Genomic DNA, 18793 nt, shown 5'->3' on the forward strand with positions numbered 1-18793 from the left:
CCTTACACCTCAACCACAAAGATCTGGTTGAATCCCGCTATCTCGCGCATAAACGCCACTTTCTTGCCGTCCGGTGAAAACACCACGGCGTCCCCCGACGGCGGCTGCGCGCTGCGCTGCGTCAAACGCTGCAGACGGCCGCCGGCGACCTCGCACAGCATCACGCTGTTGTCACACACCAAGGCAATCGCCCCGCCCTGCGGGTGCCAGCTGAAGGCAGACTGGATATCATGCTCGCTGTGGCTCACCTGGCGCGGCTCCCCGCCGTTCGGCGACACCGTCCACAGCTGCACCACGCCGCCGTCATCCTTCATCAAAAACGCGATCTGGCTGCCGTCCGGCGAGCTGCGCAGCCAATGGCGCGGCGCACCGGCCACGCCCGGAAAACGACGATCGCCGGTAAAGGTCACCCGCCGCTGCCTGACGCCCTGCGGCGGCGCCGGCAACTCACTTTCCGTCCCCTGCAGCGGCAAAGCGCCCGCCCTGGCGTAATCGGCATCGTTCTCCGGCAGATCGACAATAAACACCTCCGGCAGCTTCTCGCCGGCGGCGGACAGCGTATCGCCGATGAACGCCAGCGCCCAGCGCTGCCGGCTGCCATCGGCCTTACGGTAACCCTCGCGGCCGATCCAGCCTTCTTCGTAGGCGCGATTGATCTGATCGCTGCCCGGCTGCGGCTGCGGCACCGTCTCGCTGACCAGCACGCAATAGTGGCTGCCGTCATACTCGCGCGGATGCTGTTTCGGCGGATTGACCCCGTGCAGCGGCACGGCCACCCCGACGTTGCGCAGATCGCGCGCCGGATCGCGTTCGTGCATGACGTGGTCGTTGTAGGTAAAGCTGAGGCGGCTGCCGTCCGGACTGAAAACGTGCACATGGCTGCCGCCGCGCAGCGCGCCGGGCGTATAGGGGGCGGTGATATCCAGCGCGTCGAGGGTGATGGCCAACTCGCGATCCGGTTCGCTGACGATCACCCCGCGGCGGTGGTGAAAATCATACTGCCAGGCGCTGTCCGGGTGCTCCGGGCCGTGGATAAAGGCATAGCGCGCCGGCGCATCGGGGCTGACCGTGACCACGCCGACGTGGGCGCCGTGCTGGGCGCGATAAACCACCTCCACCGCGCCGCTGGCGACGTTGACCCGCTCGATGCTCAGACCGGTGAAAGAGGCGCCGCGCGGGCGCACGTCATAAGCCAGCCATTGGCTGTCCGACGTCCAGACGTTGATATTGGTTAACTGATGCCCGCGAGGGTCGAAAGTCAGCTGTTTTTCCCGATGGCTCATGGCGGTTCTCCTGCGCATGCCGGCACTGAGTCGCCATCTTACCGGATCGGCGGCAGCGTTTCATATGGCGCGCTGCCGCGTGAAGCAAGGTTATTTTTTCAGGGCGTTGAATTCCGTTTTGGCCCTTTGCAACTGCGCGGCGAAGGTGGGCTCCGCGTGCAGTCGGGCGACGATGGCCGAGGCGACCAAGCGCGCGGCGGTCACGTCGCTTTGCCAGTGATAACCGCAAATCACCCGGCTCTGGCCCATCTCATAGCCGCGCTGCAGTATCGTCCCCTGCCTGGGAGGGTTAATCTCCGCCAGCACCAGCGCGGTCGCCCAACCGATGGCGGTGTGCCCGGAAGGATAAGAGCCGTTCGTCGATAGCGTGCTCTCTTCATCCGGTCGGCAAGTGGGCTCATGGTAAAAAGCGAACGGCCGAATGCGCATATAGTGATTTTTGGCGCTGCGGGTAGCCAGATCGCCGGCGTCTTCACGCATTTTCATCACCAGTTTGAACAGCTCCGGCGTATTATCCTGGGTGATTTCCGTACCGAAAGCGCCGGATAATGCGGCGGCGACGCCATCCCCCGTTACGTGTGCGTCGTGATAAGCCTGTTTGCCCCTTTCGGTATTACGCAATAATTTCCCGGCATCATATTGCGCCTTGTCATTCATAAAATCGATGCTGTCAACGGCGGGCGGCGGCGGCAATAACGCCAGGCTGTCTATCGATTGCGACTCTTGCAGAAAATAGACCTCCGGTTGGGTGGTCACATCTTTGGCGGCGAAACCAAACGGTGTCAGCGCGGCGTAGGTTAATGAGGCGAGTAATATTTTTTTCATTGTCGTTCCCTTATTAAAATAATTGAGCGGTTGCGACTTCCTTAACGCAAATAAATAAAAAATCGTGCCGCTAAACTATACGTTAATGATTATTTTTCGCCGCCAGTGCGATCACATTACGCCGTGCCCGCTTTTGCCCGGCGGCCGGGCGACGGGGTTTACAAATAATACAAAAAAGTACAAACTGGATTTTTAAGTCCAAACATTCTGGAGCCGGTATGAACCCCCTCTTCGATGCCATTGTTTCTGCCCATCAACAGCTGCGCCCTCAGGTACGGGTCACGCCATTGGAGCGCAGCGTGCTGCTTTCGCAGCAGCTGGGCTGCGAGCTGTATCTGAAATGCGACCATCTGCAGCACACCGGCTCCTTTAAATTTCGCGGCGCCAGCAACAAGTTGCGGTTGCTGGATAGCGAGCAACGCCGGCGCGGCGTGATCGCCGCCTCAACCGGCAACCACGGCCAGGCGGTCGCTTTGGCGGGGCAGCTGATGGGCGTTGGCGTCACGGTTTATGCGCCGGAGACGGCGGCGAGCATCAAGCTAGACACCATCCGCGCGCTGGGCGGCACCGTGGAACGGGTGACGGGCGATGCGCTGAACGCCGAACTGGCGGGGGAACAGGCCGCACGCGAACAGGGAAAAACCTATATCTCGCCGTATAACGACGAGCAGGTGATCGCCGGCCAGGGCACCTGCGGCATGGAGCTGGTTGAACAGCTCACCGGTCTGGACGCCGTGTTCGTGGCAGTCGGCGGCGGTGGTTATATCGCCGGTATCGGCACCGTTCTGCAGCAATTGTCGCCGAACACGCAGCTTATCGCCTGCTGGCCGGAAAACGCCACCAGCATGTACAGCGCGCTGGAAGCGGGCCATATCTTCCCGGTGGAAGAGCAAGACACCCTGTCCGACGGCACCGCCGGCGGCGTCGAGCCGGGCGCCGTGACCTTCCCGCTGTGCCAACAGCTGATCGACCGCAAAGTGCTGGTCAGCGAGACGGAGATCAAGCACGCGATGCGCCGGATCGCCGCCAGCGATCGGTGGATTATCGAAGGCGCGGCCGGCGTGGCGCTGGCGGCGGCGATCAAGCTGGCGCCGGAATACCAGGGAAAAAAAGTGGCGGTGGTGCTGTGCGGTAAAAACATCGTGCTGGAGAAGTACCTCAAGGCCATCGCCGATGCACATCCTTAATCGGCAGCAAATCCTCGCCGCGTTCGACGCCGAGGCTATAACCCCGCTGTTGAAGCAGGGTTTTATCGCCTATTCGCAGCGGCGGGTGCAACAGCCGCCGCTGCAGCACTTCCTGTTCGAACAGGCCGCCGGCGATTGCTGCATCAAATCCGCCTGGCTGGAAGGCGAAGAGATGTTCGTGGTCAAGGTCTCCGCCGGTTTCTATCGCAACGCCGAACGCGGTTTGGCCAGCAATCAGGGGCTGGTGGTGGCGTTCTCCGCCCAGACCGGCGAACCTCGGGCGCTGCTGCAGGATGAGGGCTGGCTGACCGCGCTGCGCACCGCACTGGCCGGCCGCATCGCCGCCGAACTGTGCGCGCCGCCGCATATTCAGGCGATCGGCATGGTCGGCACCGGCCTGCAGGCCCGGCTGCAGCTGCAATGTCTGAAACCGGTGACCGATTGCCGCGAAGTGTGGGTGTGGGGCCGCAACGATCAGGCGCTGGCGGCGTATCGGCGCGAAGCCGAGGCCGAAGGTTTTCGGGTGCGGGTTACGCAGGATGCGGCGGAACTGGCGGCGCACTGTCAGCTGATCGTCACTACCACGCCCAGCCGCGAACCGATTTTACAGGCGGCGGATATTCGGCCCGGCACGCACATCACCGCCGTGGGTGCCGACGCGCCCGGCAAGCAGGAGCTGGCGACCGATCTGGTGGCTCGCGCGGACGCACTGCTGGTCGATGCGCTGGCGCAGTGCGCTGACTATGGCGAGATCGCGACGGCTTATCGGCAAAATAGGCTGATTTCAACGCCAATCGTCGAAATGGGCGCCGTCTTGGCGCTGGGAGGGCGGTTGCGAAGCGAGCCGCAGCACATCACCATCGCCGATCTTACCGGGCTGGCGATTCAGGATCTGCAGATCGCCAAAGGGGTGTTGGCGACAATATAAAGGGGCGCCGCAGCGCCCCACTTGATCAGGCGTTGAGCACGAACTTCTCGATGGCGCGCGCCACGCCGTCTTCGGTATTGGCGCCGGTGACAAACTGCGCCACCGCTTTCAGCTCGGGAATGGCGTTGCCCATCGCCACGCCGACGCCGGCATACTCGATCATCGCCGTATCGTTGGCCTGATCCCCCAGCGTCATGATGTTTTCCCGCGCCACGCCGAGGTGCTCGGCCAGCATTCTCACCCCGGCGCCCTTATCGACGTTCTTATGCAGGATTTCGAGGTAGTAAGGCGCGCTTTTCAGAATGGTGTAACGCTCGCGCGTTTCCGCCGGGATGCGCGCAATCGCGTTGTCCAGCAGCGCCGGCTCGTCGATCATCATCACTTTCGGGAAACGCATCTGGCGATCCATCTCCTCCACGCTGCGGTATTTCAACGGAATACCGGTCATTTCCGCCTCGTGTATGGTGTATTTGCCGATGTCTTTGTTCGGGGTATACAGGGTGTCGAAGTCAAACGCCTGGTAGTGAACGCCGAGCTCGCGCGCCATCTGCTCGAAGTGCAGATAGTCCTCAAAACCCAGGGTTTCCTGCAGAATACAGGCGCCGTCGGCCGCGCGCAGCACCAGCGCGCCGTTGTAGGTTATGCAAAAATCGCCGGGACCCTGAATGTCTAACTGGCGCAGATAGTCCTGCACGCCGACATAAGGCCGCCCGGTGGCCAGCACCACGTGCACCCCTTTGCGCCGCGCCGCCGCGATAGCCTGCTTTACCGCCGGCGTGATTTGGTGCTGCGGATCCAGCAACGTGCCGTCCATGTCGATCGCAATCAGTTCAATAGCCATTCAACGCTTCTCCCAGTGGTTTTTTCCCATGCTAACGCGTTTCAGCCTTGGCTGTCAGCGCCAAAAAAGGCGCAAAAAAAATCCGCGCGGGTCGCCCGGCGCGGATTTTCACAGCCATTAACGCATCAGATATCGATGTTCGCCGCTTTCAGGGCGTTTTCTTCGATAAAGGCGCGGCGCGGTTCAACCGCATCGCCCATCAGCGTGGTGAACAGCTGATCGGCAGCGATGGCGTCCTTGACGGTCACGCGCAGCATGCGGCGGCTTTCCGGATCCATGGTGGTTTCCCACAGCTGCTCCGGGTTCATCTCGCCCAGGCCTTTATAGCGCTGCACCGACAGGCCGCGGCGCGACTCTTTCACCAGCCACTCCAGCGCCTGCTCGAAGCTGTCTACCGGCTGACGACGTTCGCCGCGTTCGATGAACGCGCCGTCTTCGATCAGCCCGCGCAGCTGTTCTCCCAGCTGGCAGATCTTGCGGTATTCGCCGCCGTGGATGAAGTCGAAGTCCAGCTTATAGTCGGTATCCACGCCGTGGGTGCGGATGCGCAGCGCCGGTTCGAACATCTGGCGTTCGCGGTTCTCGAAGATCACGAAGTCATAGCTGCTGCCGTGCTGCTCTTTGTCGTTCAGCGCCTGCACCAGCGAAGCGATCCAGGTTTTCACCTTGGCCTCATCGCTGAGATCGCCTTCGTTCAGCGTCGGCTGATAGATCAGGTTGTTCAGCAGCGCGCGCGGGTAGCGGCGCTCCATGCGGCCGATCAGCTTCTGCACGGCATAGTGTTCTGCCACCAGTTTTTCCAGCTGCTCGCCGCCCAGCGCCGGTGCGCTGGCATTGGTATGCAGCGTAGCGCCGTCCATCGCGATGGCGATCTGGTACTGATCCATCGCCTCGTCATCTTTGATGTACTGCTCCTGCTTGCCTTTCTTCACCTTGTACAGCGGCGGCTGTGCGATGAACACGTGGCCACGCTCGATGATTTCCGGCATCTGGCGGTAGAAGAAGGTCAACAGCAGCGTACGGATGTGCGAACCGTCGACGTCGGCATCGGTCATGATGATGATGCTGTGGTAACGCAGCTTGTCCGGGCTGTACTCGTCGCGGCCGATGCCACAACCCAGCGCGGTGATCAGCGTCGCGACTTCCTGCGAGGAGAGCATTTTGTCGAAACGCGCTTTCTCGACGTTGAGGATTTTCCCCTTCAGCGGCAAGATAGCCTGGTTCTTGCGGTTGCGCCCCTGCTTGGCAGAGCCGCCCGCGGAGTCGCCTTCCACCAGGTACAGTTCGGACAGCGCCGGATCGCGTTCCTGGCAGTCCGCCAGTTTGCCCGGCAGGCCGGCCAGATCCAGCGCGCCTTTGCGGCGGGTCATCTCACGCGCTTTACGCGCCGCTTCGCGCGCGCGCGCCGCGTCGATGATTTTGCCGACCACGATTTTCGCGTCGCCCGGATTCTCCATCAGGTAATCCACCAGCTTCTCGTTCATCAGCGTTTCAACCGCGGTTTTCACCTCGGAAGAGACCAGCTTGTCCTTGGTCTGAGAAGAGAACTTGGGATCCGGCACCTTCACCGACACCACGGCGATCAGACCTTCACGCGCGTCATCGCCGGTGGCGCTGACCTTGGCCTTCTTGCTGTAGCCTTCCTTCTCCATGTAGCTGTTCAGTGTACGGGTCATCGCGGTACGGAAACCGACCAGGTGCGTGCCGCCGTCGCGCTGCGGAATGTTGTTGGTGAAGCAGTAGATGTTTTCCTGGAAACCGTCGTTCCACTGCAGCGCCACTTCCACGCCGATGTCGTCTTTCATGGTCGAGAAGTAGAACACGTTCGGGTGGATCGGGGTTTTGTTCTTGTTCAGGTACTCGACAAACGCCTTGATGCCGCCTTCGTAATGGAAGTGGTCTTCACGGTCGGTGCGCTTGTCCTTCAGGCGGATAGACACGCCGGAGTTGAGGAAGGACAGCTCGCGCAGACGCTTGGCCAGAATGTCGTACTCGAAATCGGTCACATTGGTGAAGGTCTGGTGGCTCGGCCAGAAGCGCACCATGGTGCCCGTCTGTTCGGTTTCGCCCACCACGGTCAGCGGCGCCTGCGGCTCGCCGTGGCTGTAAGTCTGTTCGTGCACTTTGCCTTCGCGGCGGATCACCAGCTCCAGTTTCTCCGACAGGGCGTTAACCACCGAGACGCCCACGCCGTGCAGGCCGCCGGAAACCTTATAGGAGTTGTCGTCGAATTTACCGCCGGCGTGCAGCACGGTCATGATGACCTCTGCGGCTGAAACCCCTTCTTCAGGGTGAATGCCGGTCGGAATGCCGCGGCCGTCATCCTGTACCGATACCGAGTTGTCGGCATGGATGGTGACCTGAATGTCACTACAGTGGCCCGCGAGCGCTTCGTCGATAGCGTTGTCCACAACCTCGAATACCATGTGGTGCAGACCGGTGCCGTCATCGGTATCGCCGATATACATGCCCGGGCGCTTGCGCACCGCATCCAGCCCTTTTAATACCTTGATACTTGAGGAGTCATAAGAATTCGACATCAACGTTTCTCGCTCATTTTAGTCCTGTGGTTGAACCTCTATTTTACCCTGTTCCACGCGGAACATCTTGCCCTTTTCACCGGCCATGTCGGTCACTTGTTCAGCGCTCACCGCGCTAACAAAAACCTGGGCCTGGGTGGCTTTCAGGCGATCGGCCAGCAACCGGCGACGGCCGGTGTCCAGCTCGGAGGCAAAATCATCAATCAGATACAGGCAACGCCGCCCGCTCTGCCGGGTGAGAAACTCACCCTGCGCCAAGCGCAACGCGCACATCAGCAGTTTAAGCTGACCGCGCGATAACAAATCCTCTACCGGCGTGCCGTCGGCACGAATGCGGAAGTCCGCTTTATGCGGCCCCACCGCGGTATAGGTCAACGCCCTGTCGCGCTCGAACTGGCGCTCCAGCAGCTCGCCGTAGTCGCTCTCTTTGTCCCAGCCGCGCTGGAAGGAGAAGGTCAGGGCGAATTCAGGCAGAAACTGCGCGCAGGTCGCGGTGATATCCGCGGCGATCGCGTCGCTGTATTCCGCCCGCCATTCGCTGATGCGCTCCGCGAGCGGGATCAGTTCCTGATCCCAGGCGCGGATCTGCGCATAGCGACTCACCTGGCGCAGCGCGGCATTGCGCTGCTTCAGTAACCGTTTCAGGTTGCTCCAGGCGGTGAAAAAACCGGGTTCGTTATGAAAACAGCCCCAGTCCAGGAAGGCGCGCCGGAATTTCGGCCCGCCGTTCAGCAGGGTAAAACCTTCGGGGGTGATCAGCTGCATGGGCAGCAGCTGCGCCAGCTCGGCCACCTTGTGGCCATCGCTGCCATCGATGCGTACTTTGCTGTCACCCTGACGGCTCTTGCTCAATCCTACCGACAGCTCGCGCTCCGCGCCTTCGATGCGGCCGTGCAGCACGAACTCCGGCTGGTCGTGGCGAATGACCCGACCGGCCTGCAGGCTGCGAAAGGCACGGCCGTGGCCGAGCGTATACACCGCTTCCAGCACGCTGGTCTTGCCGCTGCCGTTGGCCCCGACCAGGAAGTTGAATCCCGGCGCCAGCGCCAAATCCGCCGCCTCGATATTGCGGAAGTCTTTAATCAATAAACGCGTCAGAGCCATGCAATCTCTTTACCGATGACGGTGCTGTAATTCAAGGTAACGAGACTACAACCGCATTGGCATGACAACGTAGGCCGCCGCCTGGCTGGCGCCGTCTTCGATCTGCACGCTGGAGACCGAATCGGTCAACAGCAGGCGCACGTCTTCACACTTGAGCGCGTTCAACACGTCCAGCACGTAGCTGACGTTGAAGCCGATCTCCATCTCCGCGCCGTCGTAGCTGACGTCGAGGATCTCTTCCGCCTCTTCCTGCTCCGGGTTGTTGGCAGTGATCTTCAGCTGGTTCTGGCTGACGTACAGCCGCACGCCGCGGAATTTCTCGTTCGAGAGAATGGCCGCGCGGGCAAACGCCTGCTTGAGCAGATCGCAGCCGGCTTCCAGCGTTTTATCCGGGTTCTTCGGCAAGACGCGGCGATAGTCCGGGAAACGGCCGTCAACCAGCTTGGACGTGAAGATGAAATCGCCGACGTGGGCACGAATGTTGTTGCTGCCGATCTGCAGCTGCAGCAGCGAATCGCCGCCGTCCAGCAGGCGCACCAGCTCCATCACCCCTTTACGCGGCACGATCACCGAATGCGACGGCAGCTGTTGGCCGATCGGCATCGAGCACACCGCCAGGCGGTGGCCGTCGGTCGCGACGGTGCGCAGCTCTTCGCCTTCAGTTTCAAACAGCATGCCGTTCAGGTAATAACGCACGTCCTGATGGGCCATCGAGAACTGGGTGGCTTCGATCAGGCGCTTCAGCGTCGCCTGCGGCAAGGTGAACTCCACCTCGCTCTGCCAGTCGTCCAGGTTCGGGAAGTCCGCCGCAGGCAGCGTGGACAGCGAAAAGCGGCTGCGGCCGGACCGCACCAGCATGCGCTCGCTTTCCAGCGTGACGGCGATCTCCGCCCCTTCCGGCAGGCCGCGGCAGATATCAAAGAATTTGCGCGCGGGCACGGTGGTCGCGCCCGGCTCGTGCGGCTGGGACAGGGCGACGCGCGCCACCATCTCCATCTCCAGATCGGTGCCGGTCAGCAGCAGGGAGCCTTCCGTCACCTGCAGCAGCAGGTTGCCCAGGATCGGCAAGGTCGGGCGGCCGCCCAGCGGGCTGCTCACCTGTTGCAGCGGTTTTAGCAGATGCTCACGTTCAACGATAAATTTCATAGCGCTATGAAGATAATGTTCTGATTAAATTGGAGAAATCTTCTTTGATGTCGTGACTTTCCTCACGCAGCTGCTCGATCTTCCGGCAGGCGTGCAACACCGTGGTATGGTCGCGGCCACCAAACGCATCGCCGATTTCCGGCAGGCTGTGGTTGGTGAGTTCCTTCGCCAACGCCATCGCCATCTGGCGCGGGCGGGCAACGGATCGCGAACGCCGCTTGGACAGCAAATCCGCGACTTTAATCTTGTAATACTCCGCCACCGTCTTTTGGATATTGTCGATGGTGACCAGCTTTTCCTGCAGCGCCAGCAGATCGCGCAGCGCTTCGCGCACGAAATCGATGGTGATGGCCCGGCCGGTAAAGTTGGCGTTGGCGATCACGCGGTTCAGCGCCCCTTCGAGCTCACGCACGTTGGAACGCAGGCGCTTGGCGATGAAGAACGCCACTTCGCCCGGCAGGCGGATGTCGTTTTCGTCGGCCTTTTTCATCAGGATCGCCACGCGGGTTTCCAGCTCCGGCGGCTCGATCGCCACCGTCAGCCCCCAGCCGAAGCGCGACTTCAGACGATCTTCCACTCCGTTGATCTCTTTAGGGTAGCGATCCGAGGTCAGGATGATCTGCTGATTGCCTTCCAACAGAGCGTTAAAGGTATGGAAGAACTCTTCCTGCGAACGCTCCTTGTTGGCGAAGAATTGGATGTCATCGATCAGCAAGGCGTCGACCGAACGGTAGTAACGCTTAAACTCTTCGATGGCGTTGTTCTGCAACGCTTTGACCATGTCCTGCACGAAGCGTTCCGAGTGCATGTAGACCACTTTGGCGTTGGCCTTGCGCGCCATGATGCCGTTGCCGACCGCGTGCAGCAGGTGGGTTTTACCCAGGCCGGTGCCGCCATACAGGAACAGCGGGTTATAGGCGCCGCCCGGGTTGTCCGCCACCTGACGAGCCGCCGCGCGCGCCAATTGGTTGGACTTACCCTCGACGAAGTTGTCGAAGGTGTGTTTGGGGTTGACGTTGGAGCGGTAAGAGAGCTCGGGTTGCGCCGCCGCGTTGTCCCAGCTCGGGCGCAAAGGCGCGGCCGTGCGCGCCGCGGGGGCCGCAGGGGCGCTGCTGACGCTGGCGGTCACGGTCTGGCTGATCACCTGCGCGATCGGCTTGCTGCCGACTTCAAAACGCAGCAAAGGCGCGTCCGTGCCGCAGAAATCATTCAGCAGACCATTGATGTTGTTTAAGTACTTATCGCGAACCCAATCCAGCACAAAGCGGTTAGGCGCATACAGCGCCAGGGTGTTGTCACTCAGTTCCGCCTGCAATGGGCGTATCCACATACTAAATTCTGTGGCAGGTAACTCATCCTGCAATCGGGCAAGACACTGCTGCCAAAGCGAAAGTGACACGGCGGACTCCACTCGAACAAGATCAATAAAGAAAAGAAACGGGCAACTTTTTTATAACTCATGATTTTTGACACATACCCGGCATCGGCGGTTTGCCTGTGGGGGATGCGAACCGCCTTTCACGGTTTGTGTCCCTCACGATCCTGGCATGAGGGATCGCGATCGGAATGACGGATCATAGCGCAATCCGCGCAAGAGATCCTCCCCTTCCTCACAGATTAGATCCATTTTATCCACAGGCCGCGGCCGGCGGCGATCTTTTCACCGTCAGCGCCGGATGACCGCGCAGATCCCGGCCGCTGCGCCGCATTTTTTACATTGTCAACCGGTTATACCCTGTTATCCACGCCGGATCCTGCGATCGCGCGCAAAGGATCTCTCGGGGATCCTTGCGATTTCACCCCGAGTCCGTATAATCTTCGCCCTACGTGTGATACCTGGTTCCTTATGGTGCGTCATTAGCCAGACAGGATTCTGCGGTGACCACGGGCCAAGACCGGATTTTGTTCCGTTATTGGCAGACAACCAGGTAGGCTGGCGCGATGCGAATTGACTCAGGACTGTACAATTATTACAATCCCGCTTCTTTATGTATTGCGATTGAGGCGTCGGTCATCTTCACGCCGAGTAGCCAAACGCGTTTACTGATCAGTAATTATTTTAAGTTTAGGTAGAAATCGCTATGAAACGCACTTTCCAACCGTCCGTATTGAAGCGCAACCGTAGCCACGGTTTCCGTGCTCGTATGGCCACCAAAAATGGTCGTCAAGTTCTGGCCCGCCGTCGTGCGAAAGGCCGTGCTCGTCTGACTGTTTCTAAGTAATAAAGCTAACCCGCTGAGTGGTTAAGCTCGCTTTTCCCAGGGAGTTACGTTTGTTAACTCCCACTCATTTCACTTTCGTCTTCCAGCAGCCACAACGGGCTGGCACGCCGCAAATTACCATCCTCGGCCGCCTGAACCAGCTGGGGCATCCCCGCATCGGTCTTACCGTCGCCAAAAAACACGTCAAACGCGCGCACGAGCGTAATCGGATCAAACGCCTAACCCGCGAAAGCTTCCGCCTGCGCCAGCACGAATTACCGGCGATGGATTTTGTCGTGGTGGCCAAAAAGGGGATAGCGGATTTGGATAACCGCGCGCTGACGGAAGCTTTGGATAAATTATGGCGTCGCCACTGTCGCCAGGCTCCCGCATCCTGATCGGGCTGGTGCGGGCCTATCAGCTCGTCATCAGTCCGCTGCTAGGGCCTCGTTGTCGCTTCCAGCCGACATGCTCTCATTACGCAATTGAGGCATTAAGCAGGTTTGGCATGATAAAAGGCAGTTGGTTAGCATTGAAACGCGTATTAAAATGCCACCCTTTGAACCCAGGTGGCGATGATCCGGTGCCGCCAAAAACCGACGATAACAGAGAACACTAACGATGGATTCGCAACGCAATCTTCTCCTCATCGCTCTGCTGTTCGTGTCTTTCATGATCTGGCAGGCATGGCAAACGGACAACGCTCCGCAGCCGGCCGCACAGACCACGCAACAGACTTCGAACGCAGTAGCCGGTGATGCCGCCAGCCAGGCCGTGCCAGCCAGTGGTCAGGGTAAGCTGATTACCGTGAACACCGACGTGCTGTCACTGACCATCAACACCCGTGGTGGCGATATCGAGCAGGCTAAACTGTTGGCCTACCCGGATACTCTGGGTTCATCGACTCCGTTCCAACTGCTGGAAACCACTCCGTCGTTCGTCTATCAGGCGCAAAGCGGCCTGACCGGTAAAAACGGCCCGGACAACCCGGCCAACGGCGAACGCCCGCTGTATCAGGCGGCGCAAGACAGCTACACCCTGCCGGAAGGCCAGGACGAGCTGCGCATCCCGCTGACCTACACCGATAAAGACGGTGCAGTCTACACCAAGACGTTCGTGCTCAAACGCAACCACTATGCGGTCGGCGTGGATTACAGCATCGACAACAAAGGCGCGACGCCGCTGGAGCTGACCCTGTTCGGCCAGCTGAAGCAAACCACCGAATTGCCTAAACACCGCGACACCGGCAGCAGCAACTTCGCGCTGCACACCTTCCGCGGCGCGGCGTACTCGTCCAGCGAGGACAAGTACCAAAAATACGCGTTCGACAAAGATGAAAACCTGAGCGTCACCACCAAAGACGGTTGGGTCGCCATGCTGCAACAGTACTTCGCCACCGCGTGGGTACCGGCGACCAAAGGTGACAACACCTTCTACACCGCCAAACCGGGCGACGACCTGTCCACCATCGGCTTCAAATCTACGCCGGTCGTGGTGCAGCCGGGCGCTCAGCAGCAGCTGAACGCGACCCTGTGGGTCGGCCCGGAGCTGCAGGATCAGATGGCCCAGCTGGCGCCGCACCTGGACCTGACCGTGGATTACGGCTGGCTGTGGTTCATCTCCCAGCCGCTGTTCAAACTGCTGAAGTTCATCCACGGCTTTATCGGTAACTGGGGCTTCTCCATCATCATCATCACCTTCATCGTGCGCGGCATCATGTACCCGCTGACCAAGGCGCAGTACACCTCGATGGCGAAAATGCGCATGCTGCAGCCGAAGCTGCAGGCGATGCGCGAGCGCATCGGCGATGACAAGCAGCGCATGAGCCAAGAGATGATGGCGCTGTACAAGGCGGAGAAAGTGAACCCGCTCGGCGGCTGCCTGCCGCTGATCATTCAGATGCCGATCTTCCTGGCGCTGTACTATATGCTGATGGGTTCGGTCGAGCTGCGCCACGCGCCGTTCGCCCTGTGGATCCATGACCTGTCGGCGCAAGACCCGTACTACATCCTGCCAATCCTGATGGGCGTGACGATGTTCTTCATTCAAAAGATGTCGCCGACCACCGTGACTGACCCGATGCAGCAGAAAATCATGACCTTCATGCCGGTGATCTTCACAGTGTTCTTCCTGTGGTTCCCGTCCGGTCTGGTGCTGTACTACATCGTCAGTAACCTGGTGACCATCCTGCAGCAGCAGCTGATTTACCGTGGTCTGGAAAAACGCGGCCTGCACAGCCGCGACAAGAAAAAAAGCTAAGCGTATTGTAGGGGTTCGGCACGCCGACCCTTGCAGTCACACCAAAGGCGGTCATTAGACCGCCTTTTTGCATCTTAATCGTCAGAGAGAACCGTTATGAGCACCACCGATACCATCGTAGCCCAAGCCACCCCGCCGGGACGCGGCGGCGTCGGCATTCTGCGCATTTCCGGAAGCAAGGCCAAAGACGTCGCCCAGGCGTTGCTCGGCAAGCTGCCGAAGCCGCGCTACGCTGACTATCTGCCGTTCCGCGACGCCACGGGTGCCACCCTCGATCAGGGCATCGCGCTGTGGTTCCCGGGGCCGAACTCCTTTACCGGCGAAGACGTGCTGGAGCTGCAGGGCCACGGCGGGCCGGTGATCCTCGATCTGTTGCTCAAGCGCGTGCTGGCGCTGCCCGATGTGCGCATCGCCCGGCCCGGCGAGTTCTCCGAACGCGCGTTTCTCAACGACAAGCTCGATTTGGCGCAGGCCGAAGCGATCGCCGATCTGATCGATGCCAGCTCCGAGCAGGCGGCGCGTTCGGCCATGAACTCGCTGCAGGGGGCATTTTCCACCCGTATCCACCAGCTCGTGGAAGCGCTCACTCACCTGCGAATCTATGTGGAAGCGGCGATCGACTTCCCGGACGAGGAAATCGACTTCCTGTCCGACGGTAAAATCGAAGCACAACTCAACGACGTGATGGCGGATCTGGATAGCGTGCGCGGCGAAGCGCGCCAGGGCAGTCTGCTGCGCGAAGGGATGAAGGTAGTGATCGCCGGGCGCCCCAACGCCGGTAAATCCAGCCTGCTCAATGCGTTGGCCGGACGCGAGGCGGCGATCGTCACCGATATCGCCGGCACCACCCGCGACGTCCTGCGCGAACATATCCATATCGACGGCATGCCGCTGCACATCATCGACACCGCCGGCCTGCGCGACGCCAGCGACGAAGTGGAGCGCATCGGCATCGAACGTGCGTGGAACGAGATTGAACAGGCCGACAGAGTGCTATTTATGGTCGACGGCACCACCACCGCCGCCACCGAGCCGGCGGAGATCTGGCCGGAGTTTATGGCGCGCCTGCCGGGCACGCTGCCGATCACCGTGGTGCGCAACAAGGCCGACATCACCGGTGAAACGCTGGGTCTGACGGAAGTGAACAACCACTCACTTATTCGCCTGTCGGCCCGCACCGGCGAAGGCGTCGATGTGCTGCGCGATCATCTGAAACAGAGCATGGGCTTCACCAGCAACATGGAAGGCGGCTTCCTGGCGCGCCGTCGTCACCTGCAGGCGCTGGAGCTGGCGGCACAGCACCTGGTGCAAGGCAAAGAACAGTTAGTGAGCGCTTACGCGGGCGAGCTGCTGGCCGAGGAACTGCGCCAGGCGCAGCTGGCCTTGAGCGAAATCACCGGCGAATTCACCTCAGACGATCTGCTGGGCCGCATCTTCTCCAGCTTCTGCATCGGCAAATAATCGCCTGCGGGCGCCATATCCTCTTCGGCGCCCGCATTTTACGTCTCCGGCGCCAAAACTCACCTAAGCTTATCTCATCAATTTTTCCGCGTGAGAGATAAGCTTAAATGAACGAACCTTTAGACTTGATTGGCGTGGGATTGGGGCCTTTCAATCTCAGTCTGGCCGCTCTGGCCGCCGAAAGCGGCGCCGTCAACTATACCTTTCTCGATCGTAACGCGAGCTTCCGCTGGCACCCCGGCATGCTGCTGCCTTCCGCTTATATGCAGACATATGTGCTGCAGGATTTGGTTACCGCCGTCAGCCCACGCAGCCAATTTTCATTTATTAATTACTTGGTAGAACAGAAAAAAATTTATCGGTTTTTAATCACCGAGCAGCAAATTATCAGCCGAGAAGAATTTTCCGACTATCTACGCTGGGCCTGCGAAAGATTAGACGGGCTACAGTTTTCACAGTCCGTAGAGCGCATTGATTTTGACGATGAAAAGAGTTTGTTCAAGGTAACCACCCATAATCAGACGCTGTGGGCGAAAAATATCTGTCTGGGCACCGGCCATAACCCTTGGTTACCGAAAGCGTTTTACCCGGCGCTGGGCGAAAACTGCATGCATGCCGCCGAAATAGCCCTGCGCAATCCGGACTTCAGCGGCAAGCGAGTTATGGTGGTGGGCGGCGGCCAAAGCGGTGCCGATGTGTTTTTGAACGCATTGCAGGGGCACTGGGGCGAACCGGCGCAGCTGGACTGGCTCTCGCGCCGTCCCAATTTTCAGCCGCTGGATGAGTCCCCCTTCACCAACGAATATTTCACTCCCGAATACGTCGACTATTTCTATACACTGCCGTCAGAAATCCGCGAGCGTGAAATCAAAACACAGAAATTGCCGGCAGACGGCATCAGCAATCATACGCTGCGAACCCTGTACCGTGAGCTATATATGCGTTTTGACGTGATGCGCCAGACGCGCAATGTGCGTTTACTGCCTCATCGCACCCTACTGGCCATCGAATCAATGGGTGAAGCTTTTCATCTGCGCACGCTTCACGGCCTGGAAAATCGCCAAGAAAGTTTCAGGGCCGATATCGTCATTCTGGCCACCGGCTATCGCGCTTCGCTGCCCGCTTACCTGAAACCCTTGCTGCCGCGCATTCCTCTCGATGCGGAACAGCATCTGCCGCTACTGCCGAATTTTAATCTGGACTGGCTCGGGCCGGAGCAAAATCGAATTTATGCGGTTAATGCCGGAATACACAGCCACGGCAGCGCAGAAGGCGGACTGAGCCTGATGGCCTGGCGTTCAGCCCGCATCCTCAATCACTTGCTGGGTAAGCCGTGCTTTGATTTGGCACCGAACGCATCAATGATCCAATGGTGGAGCGATGCCGCGCCGGGCGATATCTCTACCACCGCTGATAAATAGGATAATCCGCATAGCGTTTTTTGATGATAAATCCTCAACTTAGTCTTAATCTAACACCCCTGCGTTCTTAGCGACCCTCTGTCATGGAGCGAACAATGGCGTGTCATTTTGCCCGATGGACCCCGGCCTCCGCCGTCCTGGATACCCAGAGACTCGCCGACGAAGTGATAGCCGCCACTCGCACCTTTTCCGTTAAACGCCGCACGCGCTTCCTGCAAGGGCGCATTCTGCTCGCCGAAATGATGTTCTACCTGTACGGCCTGCCGACGCTGCCCCCCATCGCCACCACGCCGACCGGCCGCCCCTGTTTCGCCGATCATCAGCTGCCCGATTTCAGCCTCGCTTACGCCAGCAACACCGTGGGCGTGCTGCTCAGCGACGAGGGCAAAGTCGGGTTGGATATCGAAGTGATGCGGGCGCGCGGCACCCGGCAAAGCGCGCTGCAACACGCGCATCAGACGCCGGCGGAAAGTGCCTGGATCAGCGCGCAGGACGATCGGCTGGAGGCGGAGACTCAGCTGTGGAGCATTCGGCAAAGCGTGCTGAAAATTTCCGGCCTCGGCAACAGCGGCCAGTCTACGCTGCGTCTGCATCCCTTCTCCGGCCACCTGCGCTCCAGCGCCACGCCGGACGTTCAGGTGATGAGCGACGCCGACGAATACCTGAGCTGGGCCTGCGCCGGCAGCCCCGGCCTGGATCGCCTGCTGTGCTGGCGCTACGAAGAGCGCGGCGGCCTGCAGAAAGACGGGGAAATCTCGCCGCGCAGCCCGGCGGCGTCCTCACGCTTCGTTAAACTGACGGGCCTGAAGACGCCCGGTTAACGCGGCGCAAAGCGGATAACGCTGTCTTTACCGCACGAGTTGCTGGATTAAATTGTAAAGACAGCTAAATGTTGAGCAATCGCCTATTCTCGACCAGCGCTTTAGCCTACTATTCGCCCATGTTGTACGCTGAATCTGCTCATTCGAAAGGGAGAATCACCATGTCAGACCAAGCCTTAAAAATCGTCACTCTACTCGGCAGCCTGCGCAAAGGCTCCTACAACGCCATGGTGGCCCGCGCCCTGCCAGGCCTGGCTCCACAGGGCGTCACCATTGAAGCGCTGCCCTCCATCCGCGATATCCCGCTGTACGACGCCGACATGCAACAGGGTGAAGGCTTCCCTGCCGCGGTCGAGGCGATCGCCGAACAGATCCGCCAGGCCGACGGCGTGATCATCGTCACCCCTGAATATAACTATTCCGTGCCCGGCGGGTTGAAGAACGCCATCGACTGGCTGTCTCGCTTGCCGAATCAGCCGCTGGCCGGCAAGCCGGTCGCCATTCAGACCAGCTCGATGGGGCCGATCGGCGGCGCGCGCTGCCAATACCATCTGCGCCAGATCCTGGTGTTCCTCGATGCGATGGTAATGAACAAGCCTGAGTTTATGGGCGGCGTGATCCAGAGCAAGGTCGACGAACAGGCCGGTGAACTGAGCGATCAGGGAACGCTGGATTTTCTGACCGGCCAGCTGTCTGCGTTCAGCGATTTTATTCGCCGCGTGGAGTGAAGGTCTCGCGGCGCCCCTTAGGCGCCGCAACAGGACATGAAGTCCATC

Annotated in this window: 17 protein-coding genes; 10 read left to right on the forward strand and 7 right to left on the reverse strand. The window is 60.0% G+C overall.

Annotated elements, in window-relative coordinates:
• Positions 1 to 2 precede the first annotated feature (2 nt).
• Positions 3 to 1283 (reverse strand): DUF3748 domain-containing protein, encoded by a 1281-nt coding sequence (locus ACJ8IM_RS16720; protein WP_033653953.1) that lies wholly within the window; start codon positions 1281 to 1283, stop codon positions 3 to 5.
• Between the two features lie 90 nt (positions 1284 to 1373).
• Positions 1374 to 2108, reverse strand: a complete 735-nt coding sequence (locus ACJ8IM_RS16725) for an acid phosphatase (protein WP_033636536.1) — start codon at positions 2106 to 2108, stop codon at positions 1374 to 1376.
• Positions 2109 to 2326: 218 nt separating this feature from the next.
• Here ACJ8IM_RS16725 and ACJ8IM_RS16730 point away from each other — a divergent pair, with 218 nt between their 5' ends.
• Both ACJ8IM_RS16730 and ACJ8IM_RS16735 read left to right on the forward strand, forming a co-directional pair.
• Positions 2327 to 3295: a threonine/serine dehydratase gene (locus ACJ8IM_RS16730; protein ID WP_033653952.1), complete on the forward strand. Its 969-nt coding sequence runs from the start codon at positions 2327 to 2329 to the stop codon at positions 3293 to 3295.
• Entirely contained in the window at positions 3282 to 4223 is a 942-nt protein-coding gene (locus ACJ8IM_RS16735) for an ornithine cyclodeaminase family protein (RefSeq protein WP_033653951.1), read from the forward strand. The genes ACJ8IM_RS16730 and ACJ8IM_RS16735 overlap by 14 nt, the downstream gene beginning before the upstream one ends.
• A gap of 25 nt (positions 4224 to 4248) precedes the next feature.
• Here the strand turns inward: ACJ8IM_RS16735 and yidA are convergent, their stop codons facing one another.
• From yidA to dnaA, 5 genes are all read right to left on the reverse strand, one after another.
• Entirely contained in the window at positions 4249 to 5064 is an 816-nt protein-coding gene (gene yidA / locus ACJ8IM_RS16740; RefSeq protein ID WP_033649554.1) for a sugar-phosphatase, read from the reverse strand.
• A 125-nt stretch (positions 5065 to 5189) separates the two neighbouring features.
• Complete coding sequence (gene gyrB / locus ACJ8IM_RS16745) at positions 5190 to 7604, reverse strand: DNA topoisomerase (ATP-hydrolyzing) subunit B (protein ID WP_101455710.1); 2415 nt, start codon at positions 7602 to 7604, stop codon at positions 5190 to 5192.
• Between the two features lie 18 nt (positions 7605 to 7622).
• Complete coding sequence (recF, locus tag ACJ8IM_RS16750; protein ID WP_033653950.1) at positions 7623 to 8708, reverse strand: DNA replication/repair protein RecF; 1086 nt, start codon at positions 8706 to 8708, stop codon at positions 7623 to 7625.
• A 45-nt stretch (positions 8709 to 8753) separates the two neighbouring features.
• Positions 8754 to 9854, reverse strand: a complete 1101-nt coding sequence (gene dnaN, locus ACJ8IM_RS16755) for a DNA polymerase III subunit beta (RefSeq protein ID WP_004933892.1) — start codon at positions 9852 to 9854, stop codon at positions 8754 to 8756.
• A 4-nt stretch (positions 9855 to 9858) separates the two neighbouring features.
• Positions 9859 to 11253: a chromosomal replication initiator protein DnaA gene (gene dnaA, locus ACJ8IM_RS16760; protein ID WP_049235245.1), complete on the reverse strand. Its 1395-nt coding sequence runs from the start codon at positions 11251 to 11253 to the stop codon at positions 9859 to 9861.
• A gap of 682 nt (positions 11254 to 11935) precedes the next feature.
• Here dnaA and rpmH point away from each other — a divergent pair.
• The 8 genes from rpmH (at position 11936) to ACJ8IM_RS16800 (ending at position 18745) form a co-directional block, all read left to right on the forward strand.
• Positions 11936 to 12076, forward strand: coding sequence for a 50S ribosomal protein L34 (gene rpmH / locus ACJ8IM_RS16765; RefSeq protein ID WP_000831330.1), 141 nt, complete (start codon positions 11936 to 11938; stop codon positions 12074 to 12076).
• A 17-nt stretch (positions 12077 to 12093) separates the two neighbouring features.
• Positions 12094 to 12453, forward strand: a complete 360-nt coding sequence (gene rnpA, locus ACJ8IM_RS16770) for a ribonuclease P protein component (protein WP_004933883.1) — start codon at positions 12094 to 12096, stop codon at positions 12451 to 12453.
• The gene (gene yidD, locus ACJ8IM_RS16775) at positions 12417 to 12674 is read left to right on the forward strand and encodes a membrane protein insertion efficiency factor YidD (protein ID WP_004933881.1); all 258 of its coding nucleotides are present in this window, start codon (positions 12417 to 12419) and stop codon (positions 12672 to 12674) included. Before rnpA ends, yidD begins: the two co-directional genes overlap by 37 nt.
• 2 nt (positions 12675 to 12676) lie before the next feature.
• The gene (yidC, locus tag ACJ8IM_RS16780; RefSeq protein WP_033653949.1) at positions 12677 to 14314 is read left to right on the forward strand and encodes a membrane protein insertase YidC; all 1638 of its coding nucleotides are present in this window, start codon (positions 12677 to 12679) and stop codon (positions 14312 to 14314) included.
• Positions 14315 to 14410: 96 nt separating this feature from the next.
• Complete coding sequence (gene mnmE, locus ACJ8IM_RS16785) at positions 14411 to 15775, forward strand: tRNA uridine-5-carboxymethylaminomethyl(34) synthesis GTPase MnmE (RefSeq protein WP_016929602.1); 1365 nt, start codon at positions 14411 to 14413, stop codon at positions 15773 to 15775.
• Positions 15776 to 15882: 107 nt separating this feature from the next.
• Entirely contained in the window at positions 15883 to 17196 is a 1314-nt protein-coding gene (locus ACJ8IM_RS16790; protein WP_033649556.1) for a lysine N(6)-hydroxylase/L-ornithine N(5)-oxygenase family protein, read from the forward strand.
• A gap of 95 nt (positions 17197 to 17291) precedes the next feature.
• The gene (locus tag ACJ8IM_RS16795) at positions 17292 to 18017 is read left to right on the forward strand and encodes a 4'-phosphopantetheinyl transferase family protein (RefSeq protein WP_033653948.1); all 726 of its coding nucleotides are present in this window, start codon (positions 17292 to 17294) and stop codon (positions 18015 to 18017) included.
• Between the two features lie 161 nt (positions 18018 to 18178).
• The gene (locus ACJ8IM_RS16800; RefSeq protein ID WP_025304752.1) at positions 18179 to 18745 is read left to right on the forward strand and encodes an NADPH-dependent FMN reductase; all 567 of its coding nucleotides are present in this window, start codon (positions 18179 to 18181) and stop codon (positions 18743 to 18745) included.
• Positions 18746 to 18793 lie beyond the last annotated feature (48 nt).

This window comes from Serratia sp. CY33525, assembly GCF_052169115.1.
Taxonomy (GTDB): Bacteria; Pseudomonadota; Gammaproteobacteria; order Enterobacterales; family Enterobacteriaceae; genus Serratia; species Serratia sarumanii.

Bases quoted from the DNA above. Each gene is read 5' to 3' on its own strand.
- ACJ8IM_RS16720 (WP_033653953.1), bottom strand. From the start codon at position 1,283: ATGAGCCATCGGGAAAAACAGCTGACTTTCGACCCTCGCGGGCATCAG.
- ACJ8IM_RS16725 (WP_033636536.1), bottom strand. From the start codon at position 2,108: ATGAAAAAAATATTACTCGCCTCATTAACCTACGCCGCGCTGACACCG.
- ACJ8IM_RS16730 (WP_033653952.1), top strand. From the start codon at position 2,327: ATGAACCCCCTCTTCGATGCCATTGTTTCTGCCCATCAACAGCTGCGC.
- ACJ8IM_RS16735 (WP_033653951.1), top strand. From the start codon at position 3,282: ATGCACATCCTTAATCGGCAGCAAATCCTCGCCGCGTTCGACGCCGAG.
- yidA (WP_033649554.1), bottom strand. From the start codon at position 5,064: ATGGCTATTGAACTGATTGCGATCGACATGGACGGCACGTTGCTGGAT.
- gyrB (WP_101455710.1), bottom strand. From the start codon at position 7,604: ATGTCGAATTCTTATGACTCCTCAAGTATCAAGGTATTAAAAGGGCTG.
- recF (WP_033653950.1), bottom strand. From the start codon at position 8,708: ATGGCTCTGACGCGTTTATTGATTAAAGACTTCCGCAATATCGAGGCG.
- dnaN (WP_004933892.1), bottom strand. From the start codon at position 9,854: ATGAAATTTATCGTTGAACGTGAGCATCTGCTAAAACCGCTGCAACAG.
- rpmH (WP_000831330.1), top strand. From the start codon at position 11,936: ATGAAACGCACTTTCCAACCGTCCGTATTGAAGCGCAACCGTAGCCAC.
- yidD (WP_004933881.1), top strand. From the start codon at position 12,417: ATGGCGTCGCCACTGTCGCCAGGCTCCCGCATCCTGATCGGGCTGGTG.
- yidC (WP_033653949.1), top strand. From the start codon at position 12,677: ATGGATTCGCAACGCAATCTTCTCCTCATCGCTCTGCTGTTCGTGTCT.
- mnmE (WP_016929602.1), top strand. From the start codon at position 14,411: ATGAGCACCACCGATACCATCGTAGCCCAAGCCACCCCGCCGGGACGC.
- ACJ8IM_RS16790 (WP_033649556.1), top strand. From the start codon at position 15,883: ATGAACGAACCTTTAGACTTGATTGGCGTGGGATTGGGGCCTTTCAAT.
- ACJ8IM_RS16795 (WP_033653948.1), top strand. From the start codon at position 17,292: ATGGCGTGTCATTTTGCCCGATGGACCCCGGCCTCCGCCGTCCTGGAT.
- ACJ8IM_RS16800 (WP_025304752.1), top strand. From the start codon at position 18,179: ATGTCAGACCAAGCCTTAAAAATCGTCACTCTACTCGGCAGCCTGCGC.